Annotated in this window: 15 protein-coding genes; 12 read left to right on the top strand and 3 right to left on the bottom strand. The window is 59.4% G+C overall.

The window, feature by feature from the left end; all coding sequences use genetic code 11:
* Nucleotides 1-1,172: 1,172 nt before the first annotated feature.
* From K408_RS0101855 to K408_RS43255, 5 genes are all read left to right on the top strand, one after another.
* Nucleotides 1,173-1,865 (top strand): PRC-barrel domain-containing protein, encoded by a 693-nt coding sequence (locus K408_RS0101855; RefSeq protein ID WP_024337413.1) that lies wholly within the window; start codon nt 1,173-1,175, stop codon nt 1,863-1,865.
* 632 nt (nt 1,866-2,497) lie between these two features.
* Nucleotides 2,498-3,133, top strand: a complete 636-nt coding sequence (locus tag K408_RS43265; protein ID WP_230646541.1) for a hypothetical protein — start codon at nt 2,498-2,500, stop codon at nt 3,131-3,133.
* Nucleotides 3,016-3,357, top strand: coding sequence for an AI-2E family transporter (locus K408_RS43260; protein ID WP_230646540.1), 342 nt, complete (start codon nt 3,016-3,018; stop codon nt 3,355-3,357). Before K408_RS43265 ends, K408_RS43260 begins: the two co-directional genes overlap by 118 nt.
* A 103-nt stretch (nt 3,358-3,460) precedes the next feature.
* Nucleotides 3,461-3,973 carry a hypothetical protein gene (locus K408_RS40870; RefSeq protein ID WP_080654819.1) on the top strand — a complete coding sequence of 171 codons (513 nt, stop codon included), beginning with the start codon at nt 3,461-3,463 and terminating at the stop codon, nt 3,971-3,973.
* Nucleotides 3,974-4,713: 740 nt separating this feature from the next.
* On the top strand, nt 4,714-5,130 hold the full coding sequence (locus K408_RS43255) for a four-helix bundle copper-binding protein (protein WP_035697770.1): 417 nt from the start codon (nt 4,714-4,716) through the stop codon (nt 5,128-5,130).
* A gap of 193 nt (nt 5,131-5,323) precedes the next feature.
* Here K408_RS43255 and K408_RS0101835 read toward each other — a convergent pair whose 3' ends face one another.
* The 3 genes from K408_RS0101835 to K408_RS0101820 form a co-directional block, all read right to left on the bottom strand.
* Entirely contained in the window at nt 5,324-6,580 is a 1,257-nt protein-coding gene (locus K408_RS0101835; protein WP_024337417.1) for a cation:proton antiporter, read from the bottom strand.
* A gap of 998 nt (nt 6,581-7,578) precedes the next feature.
* The gene (locus K408_RS0101825) at nt 7,579-8,247 is read right to left on the bottom strand and encodes a response regulator (protein WP_024337418.1); all 669 of its coding nucleotides are present in this window, start codon (nt 8,245-8,247) and stop codon (nt 7,579-7,581) included.
* Nucleotides 8,219-10,201, bottom strand: a complete 1,983-nt coding sequence (locus K408_RS0101820; protein WP_024337419.1) for a sensor histidine kinase — start codon at nt 10,199-10,201, stop codon at nt 8,219-8,221. Before K408_RS0101820 ends, K408_RS0101825 begins: the two co-directional genes overlap by 29 nt.
* A gap of 255 nt (nt 10,202-10,456) precedes the next feature.
* On the opposite strand from K408_RS0101820, the gene K408_RS0101815 reads away from it, so the two are divergent.
* The 7 genes from K408_RS0101815 (at nt 10,457) to K408_RS0101785 (ending at nt 16,523) form a co-directional block, all read left to right on the top strand.
* Nucleotides 10,457-11,239: a Crp/Fnr family transcriptional regulator gene (locus tag K408_RS0101815; protein WP_245265869.1), complete on the top strand. Its 783-nt coding sequence runs from the start codon at nt 10,457-10,459 to the stop codon at nt 11,237-11,239.
* Nucleotides 11,240-11,621: 382 nt separating this feature from the next.
* Nucleotides 11,622-12,143: a PRC-barrel domain-containing protein gene (locus K408_RS0101805; RefSeq protein WP_024337422.1), complete on the top strand. Its 522-nt coding sequence runs from the start codon at nt 11,622-11,624 to the stop codon at nt 12,141-12,143.
* Nucleotides 12,144-12,315: 172 nt separating this feature from the next.
* Complete coding sequence (locus K408_RS37490) at nt 12,316-12,687, top strand: hypothetical protein (RefSeq protein ID WP_024337423.1); 372 nt, start codon at nt 12,316-12,318, stop codon at nt 12,685-12,687.
* Nucleotides 12,688-12,689: 2 nt separating this feature from the next.
* Nucleotides 12,690-12,947, top strand: a complete 258-nt coding sequence (locus tag K408_RS0101795) for a DUF5985 family protein (RefSeq protein ID WP_024337424.1) — start codon at nt 12,690-12,692, stop codon at nt 12,945-12,947.
* Nucleotides 12,947-13,222, top strand: a complete 276-nt coding sequence (locus K408_RS0101790) for a DUF5985 family protein (RefSeq protein ID WP_024337425.1) — start codon at nt 12,947-12,949, stop codon at nt 13,220-13,222. Before K408_RS0101795 ends, K408_RS0101790 begins: the two co-directional genes overlap by 1 nt.
* Before the next feature lie 167 nt (nt 13,223-13,389).
* Nucleotides 13,390-13,749 carry a BA14K family protein gene (locus tag K408_RS40865; RefSeq protein ID WP_080654820.1) on the top strand — a complete coding sequence of 120 codons (360 nt, stop codon included), beginning with the start codon at nt 13,390-13,392 and terminating at the stop codon, nt 13,747-13,749.
* Nucleotides 13,750-14,303: 554 nt separating this feature from the next.
* Nucleotides 14,304-16,523: an alpha,alpha-trehalose-phosphate synthase (UDP-forming) gene (locus K408_RS0101785; RefSeq protein WP_024337426.1), complete on the top strand. Its 2,220-nt coding sequence runs from the start codon at nt 14,304-14,306 to the stop codon at nt 16,521-16,523.
* Nucleotides 16,524-16,688: the final 165 nt, after the last annotated feature.

The following is a 16,688-nucleotide window of genomic DNA, read 5'->3' as shown; positions in this document are numbered from 1 at the left end:
CTTCGGTTATGGCGCACCTCCTCTTCGTGCGGCAGCGTACCAGTTAAATTGAAGTTCGCACGTTCGGCTCCGATTGCCTGGCTTGCGACGGGGTTGCTTTCATGAGCAGATGGGATGCGATCCAAACAACAAGAGACGCACGATCGCCGAGAGGGAGGCCGGCCTTTCAACGAGGGCCGGCCAACTGTTTTGGCCGGCAGTGAAATGTCCCAGGTCCAGGCCGAGCCTGGACTAGCGTGAACGCAAGGCTAATGAACCTGAAAACTGCGGGATCTCGCACCTTGCGCAAAGGCTCAGTTCGTTGCATGCGCGACTTCGTCATGGCTCAGGTCGTCTTACCGCGTTCAAGAAGCAATCGACGGTGCTTCTAGCTGTCGCTGGTCTCGCATAGCATCTCAGGCAGTGGAAACGACGTGCGAGGTGCCGGATCCGTTCTGAGGAGCCGCGCGAGGGACGCCGGTGAGATTCAAGAAGACCTGAGAGTCGCTCCCTGCAGGTCTTCCGACATCTGCTGCGTCGGCAAAGGTCAAGAGAAGCCGGTAAACGAAATGGCGATCCAGCCGCACCAGATCGTCAGAACCACAAAGATCGTGGCGCCAACGACGACGTAGGATGGATCCACTTTCCTCACTTGATCACTCATCTGCGCGACCACCGACAGGTGAAACTCCAACGCTCGTTCGGTGTTCCGAACCTATGGCGGACCGGACAAGGCTTTACCGAGTGGTTCCTGGACGGCGGAGCTCGTCGACTAAGTCGGTAGGACGAGTCAACACCTCGCATATTCGCAGTCGATGCGGCCGAATAAGCTCCTGCTGCCGAGGAGTGGATGTGCGAGCGACTGATCGAACGTCGCGTTGCCCGGATTCCCGATCGATGTTCTGGCACGGGATCTTGGATGAAGCTTGCAGTTACCTGAAACAGCTTGGCAGTCTGATGATCCTGCCGGCAGTCACGGCTGCGTCACCTTGCTTCGAAGGTGGTCATTCGCGCTCCATTCCCGTCGAGGCACTCCGAGAGCGAGGCGGCAGAATCTGACGACCGAGACTCCGCCGGCGCGCCGTTTGGCACGGTAGCGGACAATGTTCGGAGCGTCGCGCAGAACTCCTGACCTCGCATCTGGTTGTAGTCGAGCAATCGACTTTAGCGCAGGGAGTACCACAATGCACCCAATGAAGACCTTCGTCACAGCTCTCATGTTTGGTGCGTTCGCCATCTCCGCGTGCCCTGCGCAAGCTGATCCGAAAGTTCCGCCGGCTCAGCCGACACAATCCCAGGAGTTCGCGAGCACAGTCTACGATGGATACCGTGCCTCCCGATTGCTCGGGAGCGCTGTGTTTTCGTTGAAGGGCGAGTATCTAGGAGCAGTTCGGAACGTGATCGTGGCGGAGGAAGGCAAGATCGTTTCTTTGTTGGTCGAGGGCCTCAGAACCAAAGAAGAGCCGGAATTCATGTCACGAATTCCATTCGAGCGCGTACTGCGTCCGCTTCACGAAGGCGCTATCGTGGCGGATTTCTCTGACCTCAGATCGCGGGAATACGGTCTGTTCTTTGATCCCGATCAAGGGCGGGACCAGTCGCATGAGTTCTCGATCTCGAAGGTCATCGGCGATTACGCGCGCTTGCAAGCGGGGCAGGGCTATGGCTACGTATCCGATCTTGTCTTCGATCGAACCGGCAAGTTAGCGGCCGTCGTGATCTCGCGGGAAGCGTCTGTCGGCGGAGGGACATATGCGTTCCCTTACCCGGGCCAATTAGGAAGGTGGAGTCCGAAGCTGAGCTATTACGGCCTTCCCTACGTCACTGCGGAACAGGCGAGCAGAGCAGGGCTGCGGCTGGACATGAAGGAATTTCAGCAGTCGTAAATGACCGTGAGACGGAGAGTCTCGCTTGGTTGGCTTGGAGTCGGACTGCAGTTGCGGAGTGGGCGCACGGGCCGTTGTGTCCGACGTCTGCATCGCGCTCACTTGGCTGTCCTGTCACCTCCGAAGCCAAGCTTGCCTTCGATCGCACTCTTGTGCCGCTGCGCTTTTCGATGGGCCGTTCGTCGCCAGCTGCACTCAATCCAGCGCGCTGAACCACGCGGCTGGCATCACGTCGCTGGGCTCCACGGCCGCATCTCCTCATTTGTCGCATGCGCCACTGCCGCATTGCTTTGGCAAGAACAACAGACGCGTCGTTCCTTCAGCGGCTTTGCTGCCCTGCGAGCGTGCTGAGCGCGCCTGGAGTAAGGCTGAGAGGTCGTCGCTGCTTCATTCAATTATGCAAAGAGCCACTACAGCGGGAGATTAGTTGGAAGATCAGCGGGATGACTCTGTCCGTGATATCGAGCGCACCCTTCGGGTGAGCGCAATCGCTTTGTTCCTCGCAGCTTCTGTGTGGCTGCTTCGCGACCTCCTCTTGCTCTCATTCAGCGCCATCGTCATCGCTTGCGTCCTGCGAGGGACAAGCGATGCCGTCCGGCGGGGAACACGGCTGGGCCCCGTCGTTGCTTTGCGTGATCCTCACCATCGGCCTCACGCTCGGTGCGATGCTGTGGTGGCGCGGCAGCGCTTTTCTGGAAGAGGGCAACGAGATCGGCCAGCAGCTGAGAACGCAACTCCAGCGAGTCTGGCGAGAACTGGAAGGCAGCTCATGGGGCTCAGTGCTGGCCCAGCAGTTGCAGATTGCGGGAAGGTCCCTGCGCTCGGGTCTGACGGGCTATGTCCCGGGTGTTGTCGGCTCTGTCCTCGGCATCGGCGGCAGCCTCATCGTGACGGGCGCGACGGCGATATTTCCTCGCCGCATCGCCGCAACTGTATCTTCGCGGGGCGCTGCGTCTTCTTCCGATGACTTGGCGGTCTCGTGGCCGGGAAGTTGCCGCAGAGCTCGGCGCCACGCTCAGGCTCTGGTTTCTCGGGCAATTCATAGATATGGCGATTGTCGGGCTGCCGCTTGGCTGGGCATCTTCCTGATCGGCTTACCACTGGCGATGTCCCTTGCCCTGCTGGCGGGATACTCAATTTTGTCCCTTATGTGGGCGCGCTTGCCGGCGCGGTTCCAGCAATTCTCGTTGCCATGGCTCAGTCTCCTGTTCTTGCGGCCTGGGTCGCTCTTCTATTCCTTTCGGTTCAACTGCTGGAGGGAAACGTGATCGCGCCCTGGATTCAAAAGCGGACGATCGCGCTGCCGCCGGCACTCACGATGCTTTCTCAGACGGTTCTCGGGATTCTGTTTGGCCTGATCGGCCTGATCGTTGCGACTCCATTTATTGCGGTCCTTCTTGTTGCGGTGCGTATGATCTACGTCGAATGGTTCTTGGAGAGAAAGAGCGGCAGCGACTGTGGTCGAAAGGTTGCGGTCTGCGGTGCCAAATAAAGTCTGTACACTGCCGTACAGCTTGTACCCCGACGTTCCCTGACCCTGGAAACCAAGGTAGCAGGCTTCAGTTGACCGCACTCTGCAGTGACAGGAGCCAGACATGCGTCAACTCACACTCGCTCTTTCTCTGACGGGCCTGATAGCTATTTCGCCTGTCGGCAGCATTCAGGCTGCACCCCTGACATCGCTCTCGGCGGCGGCGAATTCTGCGGACCATACGCCGTTCGTGCGTGACGATCTCACGCGGGTTCACTGGCGTGGCGGTTGGGGCGTCGGCGCCGGATTCGTGGCGGGCGCATTGATCGGCTCAGCGATTGCCACTCCTCACTATTATGCGGGCTATAGGCCGCTCTACAGGTACCGCTATCCATACGGCTATGGTGGTTACTATCCCGCGTACGCCTACACGCCTTATTGGGGTGGCTACGGCTGGGGACCGCCACGCTACTACACCTGGGGCCCGCGCCCCTGGCGCTACAGCCACGGCTGGTCTGCGCCCAGGCCGTGGGGCTACGCAGTCCGGCGTGCTCCCCCATGGAGACACAGCTACGGCTGGGCGCCACGACATCACCGGAATCATCACGGGGTGATTCGAGCGCGCCATCGGTGGTGATGAACCGCCTTTAGGAAGTGCCCGGCGCGATCGAGCGTAGCCGCGCCGGGCAGGCGAGAGCTTCTAGCTGAGAAACTGGTCCATGGTTGAACTGGCCCCAGCTTGGGAGACGCTAGTCGCACGATGGCGGCCGTCGTGGCCTTGTACATCGCGCTTCTCCTTGTTCGAACATTGGGCCAGCGCGCCTTGGCAAATAGAACGCCTTCGGCCTCGTAGCGACGGTCGCACTCGGCTCTGCGATAGCAACGGGAATCCTGTCGAACCGCGTTTCGATTCTGCAGAGCACTGCGGCGGCCGCTGCGCTTCTCGGCACGCAGTTGCTATTCGCTGCCATTTACGTTCACTCGCCTGGTCTCCGGATGTTTTCGACCCGTCCCCTCAGCTTATCGTCCAGCGAGGCAAGTTCATTGGAGCGAAGCTGAGGAGGCACCGGATCGCGGAACAGGATGTCTGCGCCGCGGCTCGCTCGCGCGGAACCGGCCGCGTTGAAGATATGAGTGCCGAAGCGTCGACGTGAACGGACTTCGTAACGCTGAGAGTTCCGTTCGATTGAGTACGACGGCATCCTGGTTGACATTCGAGATCGGTGATCGGAGAGCCGCGGCCGCAGCGCCGGGGACGAACCAGAACCATGAATGACGCAGCTGTAGATGGTTACCGGGCACCCCTGATCGCTGTCCGTTTCGCAAGAGTAGAAACCATTCTTGCGCACGCCAATTGGAGAGGCGGGGCGGGTAAGGATGGAGAATTCAATGCAAGCTCAAGCAATGATCAGCACGCATCCGCAGGTTCGCGGCAATACAAACGACGCCCTCATTCGCTGCATCGAGGAGTGCTACTCCTGTGCGCAGACATGCACGTCGTGCGCCGACGCGTGTCTTGCGGAAGACAATGTAAAATCCCTGACCCAATGCATCCGACTGAATATGGACTGCGCAGACATCTGCAACATCACCGGGAGGATCGCGACCCGCCGAACCGGGTCCGACGAGGAGATGATCCGAAGAATGCTCGATGCCTGTGCAGCGGCGTGCCGGCTCTGCGGCGAGGAATGTGAAAAACACGCTGAGATGCATGAACATTGCAGGATCTGCGCCGACGCGTGTCGCCGGTGCATGAGCGCCTGCGAAAAGGCGCGGCCCAGCCTGGCACATTAGTTGAGCCTCGGGTTCACCATCAACTTCATCGTGCGGTGATAGCGACCCGGGCCGGCATCCCGTCATTGCCGACGTGCGATTTCAACATTTCCGCTGCCGCCGAACTTGGCGGTGGCGGCCGCGGCAATGCTGTCCAGGGTTGCTCTTGGCCCAAACACCTGCGGAACCTTTGTCCGGTTGAATCGGCACCGGTTCATCGGGCTCGTTTGACGGTGCGCCTTGTAACCCAGCCCAGGGTCGAGCCTTGGACAATGATGCTGAACAAAACGACCGCATAGGTCGAGGTGAGAATAGCGACTTTCGCCGGGCTATCTGGCACCGATAGGGCAAGTGCAACAGAAATCCCGCCACGAACGCCGGCCCAGGTCAAAAAGGGCGCGTTGCGCATCGAGAGAAGCCGCGTCCACCCGAACAGAAAAGGCTGCACTGCAACCGAAACGAAGCGAGCGAAAAGAACAATTGGCACGGTCGATGCCGCAAGACCGAAGCTGCGAAGATCGAAACGTAGAACCAGTGTCTCCAGCCCAATCAGCAAAAACAGGACTGAATTGAGGATCTCGTCGATAAGGGTCCAGAGTGCGAAAAGATAACTCTGTGTCTGCTCGCTCATCGCATATCGCGGTCCTCGATCCCCGATGAGGAGGCCTGCCGCCACCATGGACAGCGGCCCGCTGACGTGCAAGTGGAGCGCAATTGCGTAGGTTCCGGTGACAAGAGCGAGGGAGATCAGTACTTCGATCGCGTAGTCATCAATGAGCCGCATCGCGCGATACGCGAGATAGCCCGTCAGCAAGCCCAGCACGATCCCTCCGCCAGCTTCGCGGATGAGCAACTCTGCGACCTCCGCGACCGAAACGTGCGCTCCTTCCTCGGAACTCGCAAACTGAAGCAAGATCGTGAACAGGACGAGGCCGACGCCGTCGTTGAACAGTGCTTCGCCCTCGGTTTCGATCTTCAGTTCGCTCGGCACGTTAGTGTTGCGAAGTGTGCTCAGAACGGCGACGGGATCTGTCGGGCTGATCAAGGCGCCGAAGACGAGGGCCCAGGGCAGCGACACTGGTATTCCCATGAGACTGCAGATGCACCAAAACAGGAAACCAACGGTCGCCGTTGAAATCGAAGTGCCGAACACGGCCAAAATGAACACCGGAACTGCGCGGCTCCTAAGGGTCGCCAAATCCACATGCAATGCGCCGGCGAACAGTAGAAACGCGAGCATCCCATTCACCACGATCTCTGCGAAATCGATCTGGCGGAGACCCTCTGAAAGCTGTTTGAGAAGATGAACGGCGGGAATTGCCGCATCCAGGCCTATGAGAAACAGCGACGTCGTGACGCTCATCACCAATAGTCCCACGCTGCGGGACAAAGGCAGGAATTTGTGGTTGAGCCAGCCAAATACCGCCGAAAGCGTAAGTAGAACGGCCGCAATGTCCATGAGCGAAAGCACCGCCGAACTCCACTTTCAGGGCTGGACGATTGAAGCAGCCGCGTACATCAAGGCCACAGCCGCTATGGAATGAAGTACAGAAGGTAACGGCTCCGGCGGCGGTTCGGCAATTTGGAACAGGCGATCGCCCATCCAGGCGATGTGTAACATTTGACAATTGTCTTGGCAGCATCTTGCCCCGGCTCCCGCATGGGCAGACGACCGTTGCCTGATCAGACATTGAGCGTCTGCGGCCGAGATCCTGGCCACAATCCGCGTTCCATTGAGGAGATGAAAAATTCCAGATGGGGCGAGGTCGCGATTGCAGTCCGATCAATGCGGCCCCTTGCAGAGACGACGAACCTCCGCATGAATTCAAACGGGACGGACGTCGAATTACTCCACGGGCCGCTTGGCGTTAGTCGCTTGAGGTTTACCGCCGATCGTACCTCCAGATGATCGGCGGGCCGCGACCTCCAGCGCCGCGAGGCCGAAAGCGGAAAGCGCCGTGACGAAGACGAGTAGTAGCAGGCTGCCGTCCATTCAGATGACCATTGCTGATCTGCGCTCCTGCAGAGAGCTTAAGCCTGGATACTGTGCCGTGCCGGTGTAGCCAGCACGATGTAATTGTCGATCAAGCAATTGCATACGCGGATAACAGCAAGCAGGCGACGTATACGCAGGCGAGGACCATCCCCGTGGTCCGGGCTGCGCGGGCATCTGCTCGCGAACCTGCTTTTGCTCTGAGCCGGGGCAGCTTCTGATACTGCGCAAAAAGTTGTCGGCCGGCGCGTCCTCGAAAGAGTACGTTTCTCATTATAGTCTCCACGACCGATCGACCCGCTAAACGTGCGCTTACCAAGAACAAAATCGGCCCTTGTGACGAGCGAGCCTGTTCGACCAGTGCACGAAGGATACAGTAGTGCGCGGCGGCTCGCCGGACAGTCGGGACAGCAGTTGAGGTCTGTCGGGATAATCCTGACACACAACATCCTGGCGGGCGCGAAGTGGATCGTGGCTCAGACCGCGGCACCCGTCCCTGCTTGGCCCAGCCAGCCCACCGCGACGCCGTAGCGAACGATGTCGGCGCGCGTGAACAGGCCAAGCTTTTCCAAGGCTCTTGCCTTGTAGGTCTCAACGGTCTTGATGCTGATGTTCAGCTGGCCGGCAATTTCCTTGTTGCTGAATCCTTGGGCGATGAAACGCAGCACTTCGCTCTCCCGTGGCGTGAGTTCACTGCCTGTCGTCTCGGCAGACGGATGAGCGCCGGCAGAGGACGGAAGTGCCTTCTCCGCGATTGCGGGATCCAGATACAAGCCTCCGCTGGCGATGGCTCTTACCGCCCGCTCGAGCTCATCTGCCGCGGAGCGCTTGAGCAGATAGCCGCGGGCTCCGGCCTGGAGCATGGGCTGGACGTAGGCGTGGTCCTCGTGAACGGTCAACGCCAGCAGACGAACCTGAGGCAGCTGCGTCGCGACAGTGCGAGCCACCTCGAGGCCGCTGATGCCTGGAAGTGAAATGTCCACGATCGCGATGTCCGGCGTGACCTCGCGAATGATATCGAGCGCTGTCTGTCCATCCGTTGCTTCTCCGACGATCTCGATGTCGTCCACCGCCTGCAGCAGCGCCTTCATCCCGGCCAGAACGAGCGGATGATCGTCAGTTAACGTGATCCGGATCGGGCACATAGCCCATCTCCTCTGCTGGCACGGGAATTCTCATGAAGAGGGAAGTGCCGCGGCCCGGTTCAGACTCGATCGCCAAGGATCCGCCCAGAATCGTAAGGCGCTCTTCGATGACCGACAGGCCGAGCTTTGAGTGGCGGGCATCACTCCGCGAGAAGTCCTGAAGGTCAAATCCGTTTCCGTCGTCTTCGACAACGATCCGCAGCTCTGCCGTGCGCCGGTCGACCACCACGCTGACGTTTCGCGCCTTTGCGTGCTTGACCACGTTGTTTACAGCTTCCTGGACTGCGCGGTAGACCGCGATTTCGACATCCTGGCCGAGACGTTCCCTTCTGCCCAAGGGCTGAAGATCGACGCTGATCCCGAACCGCCGCTGGATCTCGACACAGAAGGCTTCCAGCGCCTTGTAAAGCCCGAGATCATCGAGAGCAGTCGGCCGAAGATCGGAGGCGACTTGATGGATGTCGCGGCCGATTCCTCTGGCCAATCCCTGGAGCCAGTTGAGCTTCTCCAGCCCTACCTTGCGCTTGTGACTTGGCCCGAGAAACTGTTCCAAGTTCTTGAGTCCCAGAAGGAGCCCTGTGATCGTTTGGCCGATTTGATCGTGAAGCTCTCGCGCGATGCGACGGCGTTCATTTTCCTCTGCTTCGGAAAGACGCCTAAGTAGCCGCTGCCGTTCCAGCTCGGCCCGTTTCGTTTCGTCGATGTCCAGAATGACACCATAGACGACATCTGGGTTCTTCTGGTCCAGCCGGGAGAGCCGACCACTGGCGCGCAACCATCGACTGTGCGGAGGAGCGGTCCGGAAGTCTGCAATCGCGACGCTTCCTGAACGACATCTTATAAGTGAAGACTCAAACTGCTGCCGGTCGGCGGGTTCGATGCAGTTCAGCATCCGATCGATAGGCAAGCTAGTGTCGCCGTCAGGGGAGCCGCCAATCTGCAACATCTCTCGCGCACGAGGCGACACGAGCGCTTCCCTGGTTGCGAAGTTCCAGCTGAATACGCCTAGGTCTGCGGCATCAATCGTAAGCCTGCGCTGCTCTTCACTGGCGCTGAGCGCCAAGGCCGCCTGAGCCTCCTGCTCGCGCCTGCGAAGAGAGATGTCGCGGATCGTGTACCAGGCCAAGGTAAGTGCCAGGACGAAGCTCAGCACTCCGCCCCCGGCTAGGAAAATGGCTGATCGCTGAACTGGACCATTGAGCTCTTGTGTCGGTATTCCGAAATGGACCGACCAACCACTCGTGCCGGGTATGAGCTTGTAGATCGAGTCGACCTGATCGCCGGTGGATGTCGTCTTGACATAGCTTCCTTCCGGCGCCGAGGCGATCGCCTGACGCACGGTAGCGCTGGCGGACTGACCGAGTTCCGATTGCTCGCCGAACGTGCGAGCGACAATGTTGCCCTTTGCATCAACGACAAAGCCATCCCACCCGGTCGGAGCTCCCGCGCTTTTCAAGATCTGGCTCATCGCGTCCGGGACGAGGGCGATCGTAAGAACAAACTTCAATTGCCCATCGCGTTCGACAGGCGCTCTTACCGCAACGACGCGTTTGCCCGTGACCGGACCGGGTGGTCCGATACCGCCGATCGCCGGCCGGCGCGTCTTCAGGATCTGCTCGAAATTCTCCCGGTCGGCTATCACCCGCATTCCGTCTGCCAGCGGACGGGTGACGTCCAGCACCTGATTGCCCTTGGGATCAACAAGCTGAATCGTTTCCCAAAGCGTCCTGGCCTCGTTCACCCGCGTCGCCTCTCGATAGAATGCATCGAGATCAGGCTTGTCCAGCGTAGCGGAGGCCGCGATCGTCTCCGCGATCTCGAGCTGCAGGCTGATCTCAGAGGCGAGCCTGCTCACTACGCTGTCGAGGGTTTCGACCGCTGCCGCTTGTGAATGATTGCGTTGCTGCTGGGCATTCAGAAAGACGACCCAGCCGGCAAACAGGGCCAGAGGCATCGCTGCTGCGATGAAGACAAGGACCAGCGGGCGCCGCGCTGCGCTCCGTGTAGTCGAGCTTCTCGCTTCCCTGTGAGCAGGAGCCGAATGTGACGACGAAACGCCCACGTCCACAGTTTCCTTCGTGTTCTGGTCGTCAGGGTTTTCCTGACAGCGCGGACGGTCACCCTGACTCCCGAGATCGCCCAATCTGCCCCATGTTACAGACAATCGTAGTTGCGGTCCAGAATTGGCCTTGACATGGAACATCAATCAATGCGGCTGCTTGCTGAGAGCGATGCGCTCGACCTGAAACGGCCGAGCTATGAGAGCAAATCCGTCGAGCTCAGCTGCAACGAACTGATCTCACGTTTATCGGATCGCTCGCGCCAGTCCTTGCTCGAAAGGTGCGAGAGGGTGCCGCTAAGCAAGCGTCAGGTGCTCTATGACCGAGGCATTCCTCTTCGTTTTGCCTATTTTATCGAGAGCGGCGGATGTTCGGTCACGACGCGCGCCGGCGATTGCCTGCCGGTGGAGATCCACACACTCGGAAGGAAAGACTTTGTTGGAGTGCCGTTGATTCTCGGCATGCGCGTGTCGCCACATCGGTGCAGCGTGCAGGTCCGAGGCCACGCGCTGCGCATTCACTGCGACGAGTTGATCGCGTTGATAAAGCGAGATGCCGAGCTCGAAACGCTGCTCTTGGGATACGTGCAGGCGATCCTGATTCACAGCTCCCAGCTGTCCGCTTGCAACTCCCGGCACACATTGCACCAGCGCCTTGCCCGATGGCTGGTGGTAGCCAGCGACAGGCTCGGATCGCGGGAAGTGCCCTTTACGCACAGCTACATTGCGAACGCACTCGCGGTCCGGCGCGCAGGAGTTACCGTAGCTTTGGGAGAGATGGTGCGAGAGGGAGTGATCAGTTGCCGAAGGGCGGGGATCGTCGTTGTGGATGCAACGAGGTTGAGATCGATGTCCTGTGATTGTCACAGCGTCATCCTGTCGGCGCACGAGCGCACTTGTACGGTATCGCCCGTTCGCATGGCTTATTCCTAGCCCGTTGATGCACCCTGGCTGAGGCGCGCGAACGGCGATCGGATTCGAGGGATGCTGGGAAGAGGAGCGCCAAATGGATGGAGGTCAGGGTGAGCAAGGTGAGAACGGATGCTGAGGTCTTGGTGGCCGCCGTAGAGGAAGCTCAACGCCTGCTTGCCGCCTATGAGAATCCCCACTGCAAATGCTCTAGGGATGACGTCATAGCCATGGTCGAATTCATCTTGTGTGATCCGTCAGTTACGCGGGCGATGCTTCGTCAAAAGATGCGCACGCGCCTCATGTTGGTTGGTTAGATGAAAAACGAGGGGTTCACTTCCGAGCTTTCGAACTTCTAGGCGCGCGGGGAGTTGGTGACAATCCATCAACCTTAGGAGAGCACTACATGAAAAAGCTTCTGTGCGCCGTTTCGACAGCGATGCTTCTGACCGCTCCGGTTGCTGCGCAATCACCTCAAAATAGCGCGAGTCCGGCTGCTCCCAACCTGCAACCGAGCACGGCCTCGCCCGCCTCTATGCAAAAGCAAGGCGAATGGCGGGCATCGAAGCTTGTTGGCGTTGCCGTCTACAACAACAACAACGAGAAGATCGGCGACATCAACGATATCATCCTGGACCCGGCCGGCCGAGTCGCCAATGTAGTGATCGGCGTAGGCGGATTCCTTGGAATGGGTGAACGCAACGTCGCGGTCGGTTTCGATCAACTCAAGTTTGTAAGGGAGCCGGTGAAGACAGCGTCCAACGATGCCTCTGGGAAAGCAGGTAATGCCAATCCAGGAAGCACGACAGGAAGCACGACGGGAAGCGCATCGACACCGTCGAGCCGAAATGACAACTGGTACCCGGATCACGTGGTGCTGAACACAAACAAGGATCAGCTGAAGCAAATGCCAGAATTCAAGTACTGAGCCGGTCTCGAGCAGCACCCCGAAGCTGCTCCAGCCTCACGAGGCGGCGTCATGCGGATGACGCCGCCTTCAAGTTGCCTGCGTCATTCATCCCTTGCGCGCCTCCGGCGGACGATCTTGATTATGTGCTTTCTGAATAGCCCGGCTTGCGCAGTGCTGGCTGAGATCGAAGATGTCTGACGAAGAGTTGCCGCATGATGTAAAGGAACTGGTCCGCCGCTACATCCATTCGGTGGCGCAGCTCGAGGCCCTCCTGTTTTTCCATGAGCGGCCCGGTGAGCGCTGGGACGTCGAATCGCTGTCCAAGCGTCTTTACGCGGGCAAGGTAGAGATGGCCGACGCCCTGGCGTCGCTTAGGCGCGATGGCTTCCTGGAGGGTGGCCCGGCACTGTATGAATTCGCTCCACGAGCCGAATTGCGGGCTGTCGTTGAGACCCTCCGCAAAGCATATTCGCGGCACCTCATTCCGATCACTTACATCATCCACAACAAGCCGCGCCGGATTCAGGCATTCTCCGATGCCTTCAGGATCCGAAAGGATTAGACATGGCGGCGGTCATCTACAGCCTTTGCGCAATAACGAGCGGCTTCTGTGCCTGGCTGCTGGTTCGAGCGTACTCTGTCAGCAGGTCAAGGCTGCTGTTATGGAGCGCGGTCTGCTTCGCAGGGCTTGCGCTGGAGAACGGCGCTCTGTGGATAGACAAGATCGTCTTTCCTCAAGACGATCTTTCCGCACTACGCGTCTCGATCGGCTTGTTCGCCATGACGGTCCTGCTGCTTGGAATGATCTGGGAGGCCGAGTAATGGACCATCTGGCTCCCGTCCTTGAAGGTGCGACGGCATTCGCATCACTCATGGCAAGCATCTATTTCCTGAAGTTCTGGCGCAGAACGACCGATGTTTTTTTCCTGTTCTTTGCCGCAGCATTCGCAATCGATGCCGTTGCGCGCTTCGTGCTGGCGGTCGTGCAAGCGACGAATGCAAGTGAGCCTGTCTACTTCATTCCGCGCCTGATCACATTCAGCCTGATCGCGCTTTCCATTGCTGGAAAGAACGCGATGCCTAACAAGCCGAAGTGAAGCCGTGTTCTAGAGACGCGGATCGTACGCGGCTTGGTGCGGTAACGTACAACTGGCTTCTACGCGCGTTTCTTGCGACCTTTTGCCCGCGCTCGTGCAGCCGATTCTCGGAACGCAGCGCATGCCTCCTCGTTGGCACCTCGTGCAAACAGAAGAGGATATTTCCCATGGCACCCATGAAGCCCATGATCGTCGTGACGGCACTGATGTCAGTCGCATGCACTCCTGCGCTTGCCGCTCCGATCTCGCCAACGTCCATCAAGCAGGACACCCATGTCCAGCAGGTGCAGTATCGAAGCTGGCATGGCCACAGAGGTCATCGACACGGTGGATGGCACAGGGATCGCTATGGCTCCGGGGCCGCAGCGCTGGGTGGGCTGGCTGCTGGCGCGATCATCGGAGGCGCGATCGCCAACAGCCGGGCACAGGCGGATGCGAATGCATACTGCTCGCAGCGATATCGGTCGTATGACCCCGCTTCAGGAACATATCTCGGCTACGACGGAATGCGGCATCCGTGTCCCTGACGACGACCGGCCCCCGGTCGGGTGATCCCCGAGGGGCCGCTGGCCGCTGCGCGCTGCTCTGCCAAGTCTTTGCGTCTTCGCCTCCGGCACATCCGCAAGGCATTTCGTGGCAGGGTTGGCGGCAGCGCTGCCGCGCATGAAATCCGGTACACTTGCGTACCAAACATGGCCGACTCGGCCCGCTGCCGCTTGCTCACGGGGCTCCTGAAAACGATAGTGTCCGCGGGGGCTCTCATGATCAGAAAACCGAATCGAACGGCACTCATCGTGGTTCCGCAAGCATATTGCTTGTCTTGTGAAGAGAAGACGCCGCATCGGCATGAACGATTGGCAATCCGGGGAGCGCAGGTGGCACGCACGATTTGCTTGGCCTGCAACAATGAGCGCGGCGGCGTTACGCCGGAGAGGCTGCCGATCAGTCCCAGCTGACGGCAGTCACTCACGGGTGCCAACATGTACTACCGCAATGCCATTGGCCCAGTTCTGTTCGGAGCGTGAGCTGCGCTGCGGCTTCACCATTCTCTCGTTCGGATCACCATGGTAGCGCCTGAGTGATGCCGATATCATACAAGCAGTTGCTCCGCTATGGCATGTTCGGTTTGGCGGTGGCGGCACTCGTTGCGTTTGGCATCTCACCGTTCACGGGAGGGATCGTACAGCAATGGTCGCGAAGCGATGTTGAGACCAGGTCCAAGTTGGTTTTCAATGCCATCCAGCCGTTGCTCAGCCTTGATGTGGAAGAACGTGCGTGGGACCGGCTCTCCGACCTTTTCAAGAGAGTAGCACTCGACCAGAAGATCCTCGCCGTCGGATTTTGCGATACGGACGGATCGTTGATCGCTCCGACACCCGAAATGCCGGCGGACTTCTCGTGCGAAAAACTCGCCAGATCTGAAAGCGACAGCTTCGCAAGCATAACAAGCGGCGGACGGCGGGTTCTTGTAGCTGCCTTTCCCGTCGCAAGCAGCCGTGGGCGGTCGTACCTCGTTATACTGACCGACCTCAGCTTTGCAGCTGCCAGATCGAGCCAAGTGCTGGCGTATCTCCTCGCGGCGCTTGCCGGAGTCGTACTGGTGTTGACCGTCGGCACCATCATCCTTGCCGTGATCATGATGAGGGGATGGATGAATGCCTTGCGGCGGGCGGTCGACGAGGTGCGTCGCGGTGCTCAGAGGGCCGAGCCCAAGCCAAGTGGTTCGTCAATCGATCGCGAGATTCACAAGCTCCTGCGTGACGCCGAACACATTGCGGTTACAAGTCAAATCGAGTGGACGCCACAATCGTTGCAACAGGTGCTGCATGGGGCGCTGCCTGGGGCCGAAGTGATCGTCGTAGCCAATCGGGAGCCATACATCCACAACGCTTCGGAAGGAGGGACTGTGGTGCAGAGACCGGCGAGCGGCTTGGTCTCGGCGCTGGAGCCGATCATCCGCGCCTGCGGCGGCACGTGGATTGCGCATGGCAGCGGCAGCGCGGATTGTGAGACGGTCGATGAACACGACAGAATTCGTGTGCCCGAGGCAGCTCCGGCCTACACGCTTCGGCGGATCTGGATCTCCGAAGAGGAACAGGACGGGTATTATTACGGCTTCGCCAACGAAGGGCTGTGGCCGCTGTGCCACATTGTTTTCGTGCGTCCCACGTTCAGGCTCGGTGATTGGCGACTGTACCGGCAGATCAACCAGCGCTTTGCCGATGCAGTCGTTGCCGAAGCACGCACCGAGGATCCCGTCGTGCTGGTCCAGGACTATCATTTCGCGCTTGTCCCGAAGATGATCCGTGAGCGCCTGCCGAAGGCAACGATCATAACCTTCTGGCATATTCCATGGCCGAATGCGGAGACTTTCAGCATCTGCCCATGGAAGGAGGAGATCATCGAAGGAATACTCGGCAGCACGATCGTGGGCTTTCACACCCAGTTTCACTGCAACAACTTCATCGAAGGCGTCGACCGCTTTCTGGAAAGCAGGATCGACCGCGAAGTGCAGGCGGTCAGCCTTGGGGGGCATGAGACCAGGATACGCGCCTATCCAATTTCGATCGAATGGCCGCCGAGGGAACTGGAGAAGCTGCCGGCCGCTGCGCAATGCCGATCCGACATCATCGCGCAATTCGGTCTGGCGGAGGGGACGCGGCTGATCGTCGGCGTCGAACGCTTCGACTACACCAAAGGCATTCTCGACCGCATGCGGGCCGTCGATGCGCTCCTGTCGCGAGATCCGACCTGGACGGATCGGCTCGCATTCATCCAGATCGCGGCTCCGACCCGCAGCAAGCTGAGCTCATATTCGAGATTGCAGGCGGAAGCAGAGGACTTGGCTTCGGAGATAAACGAACGGCACAAAGGTCGCCAACGTGTGGTCCATTTGATCGTTCAGCACTACGAGCCTTCGGACGTGTTCCGGCTGTTCAAAGGAGCGGATGTCTGCGTCGTCAGCAGCCTGCATGACGGAATGAACCTGGTCGCAAAGGAGTTCGTGAGTTCGCGAGAGGACGGCGCCGGGGTGCTTGTCCTGTCGAGCTTTACCGGAGCTTCGCGCGAGCTCTCCGAAGCGCTCATTGTCAATCCATATGATATCGAAGAAATGGCATCAGCGATCGAGCTTGCACTCTCAATGCCGCTGGAGGAACAGGCCGAGCGCATGAACCTGATGCGACAGCAGGTGAAGGAGCACAACGTCTATCGCTGGGCAGGAGCGATGCTGCTCGACGCTTCGAGAAGTCGCACCCGCGAGCGGGTTCTCGGTATGGCCACCAGAGCCCGCTCGCCCTGAACCCCACCTGAAAGCATTCCACTCGAAAGAAGGGTGGTCGAGAAAGTCAGTACCAAAGCGTACGGTCCAATCTTTCCAGGACGAGCGGATAGTCGCACCCTCCAGCTTGGGAGCCTTTGCTCTCTGAGAAAGGAAGGCGTGCGTGAACATCCTAATCGGAGCTGT

This window comes from Bradyrhizobium sp. in8p8, assembly GCF_000426845.1.
In the GTDB taxonomy this organism is placed as follows: Bacteria; Pseudomonadota; Alphaproteobacteria; order Rhizobiales; family Xanthobacteraceae; genus Bradyrhizobium; species Bradyrhizobium japonicum_C.
This window is presented reverse-complemented; position numbering and strand designations above follow the sequence as displayed.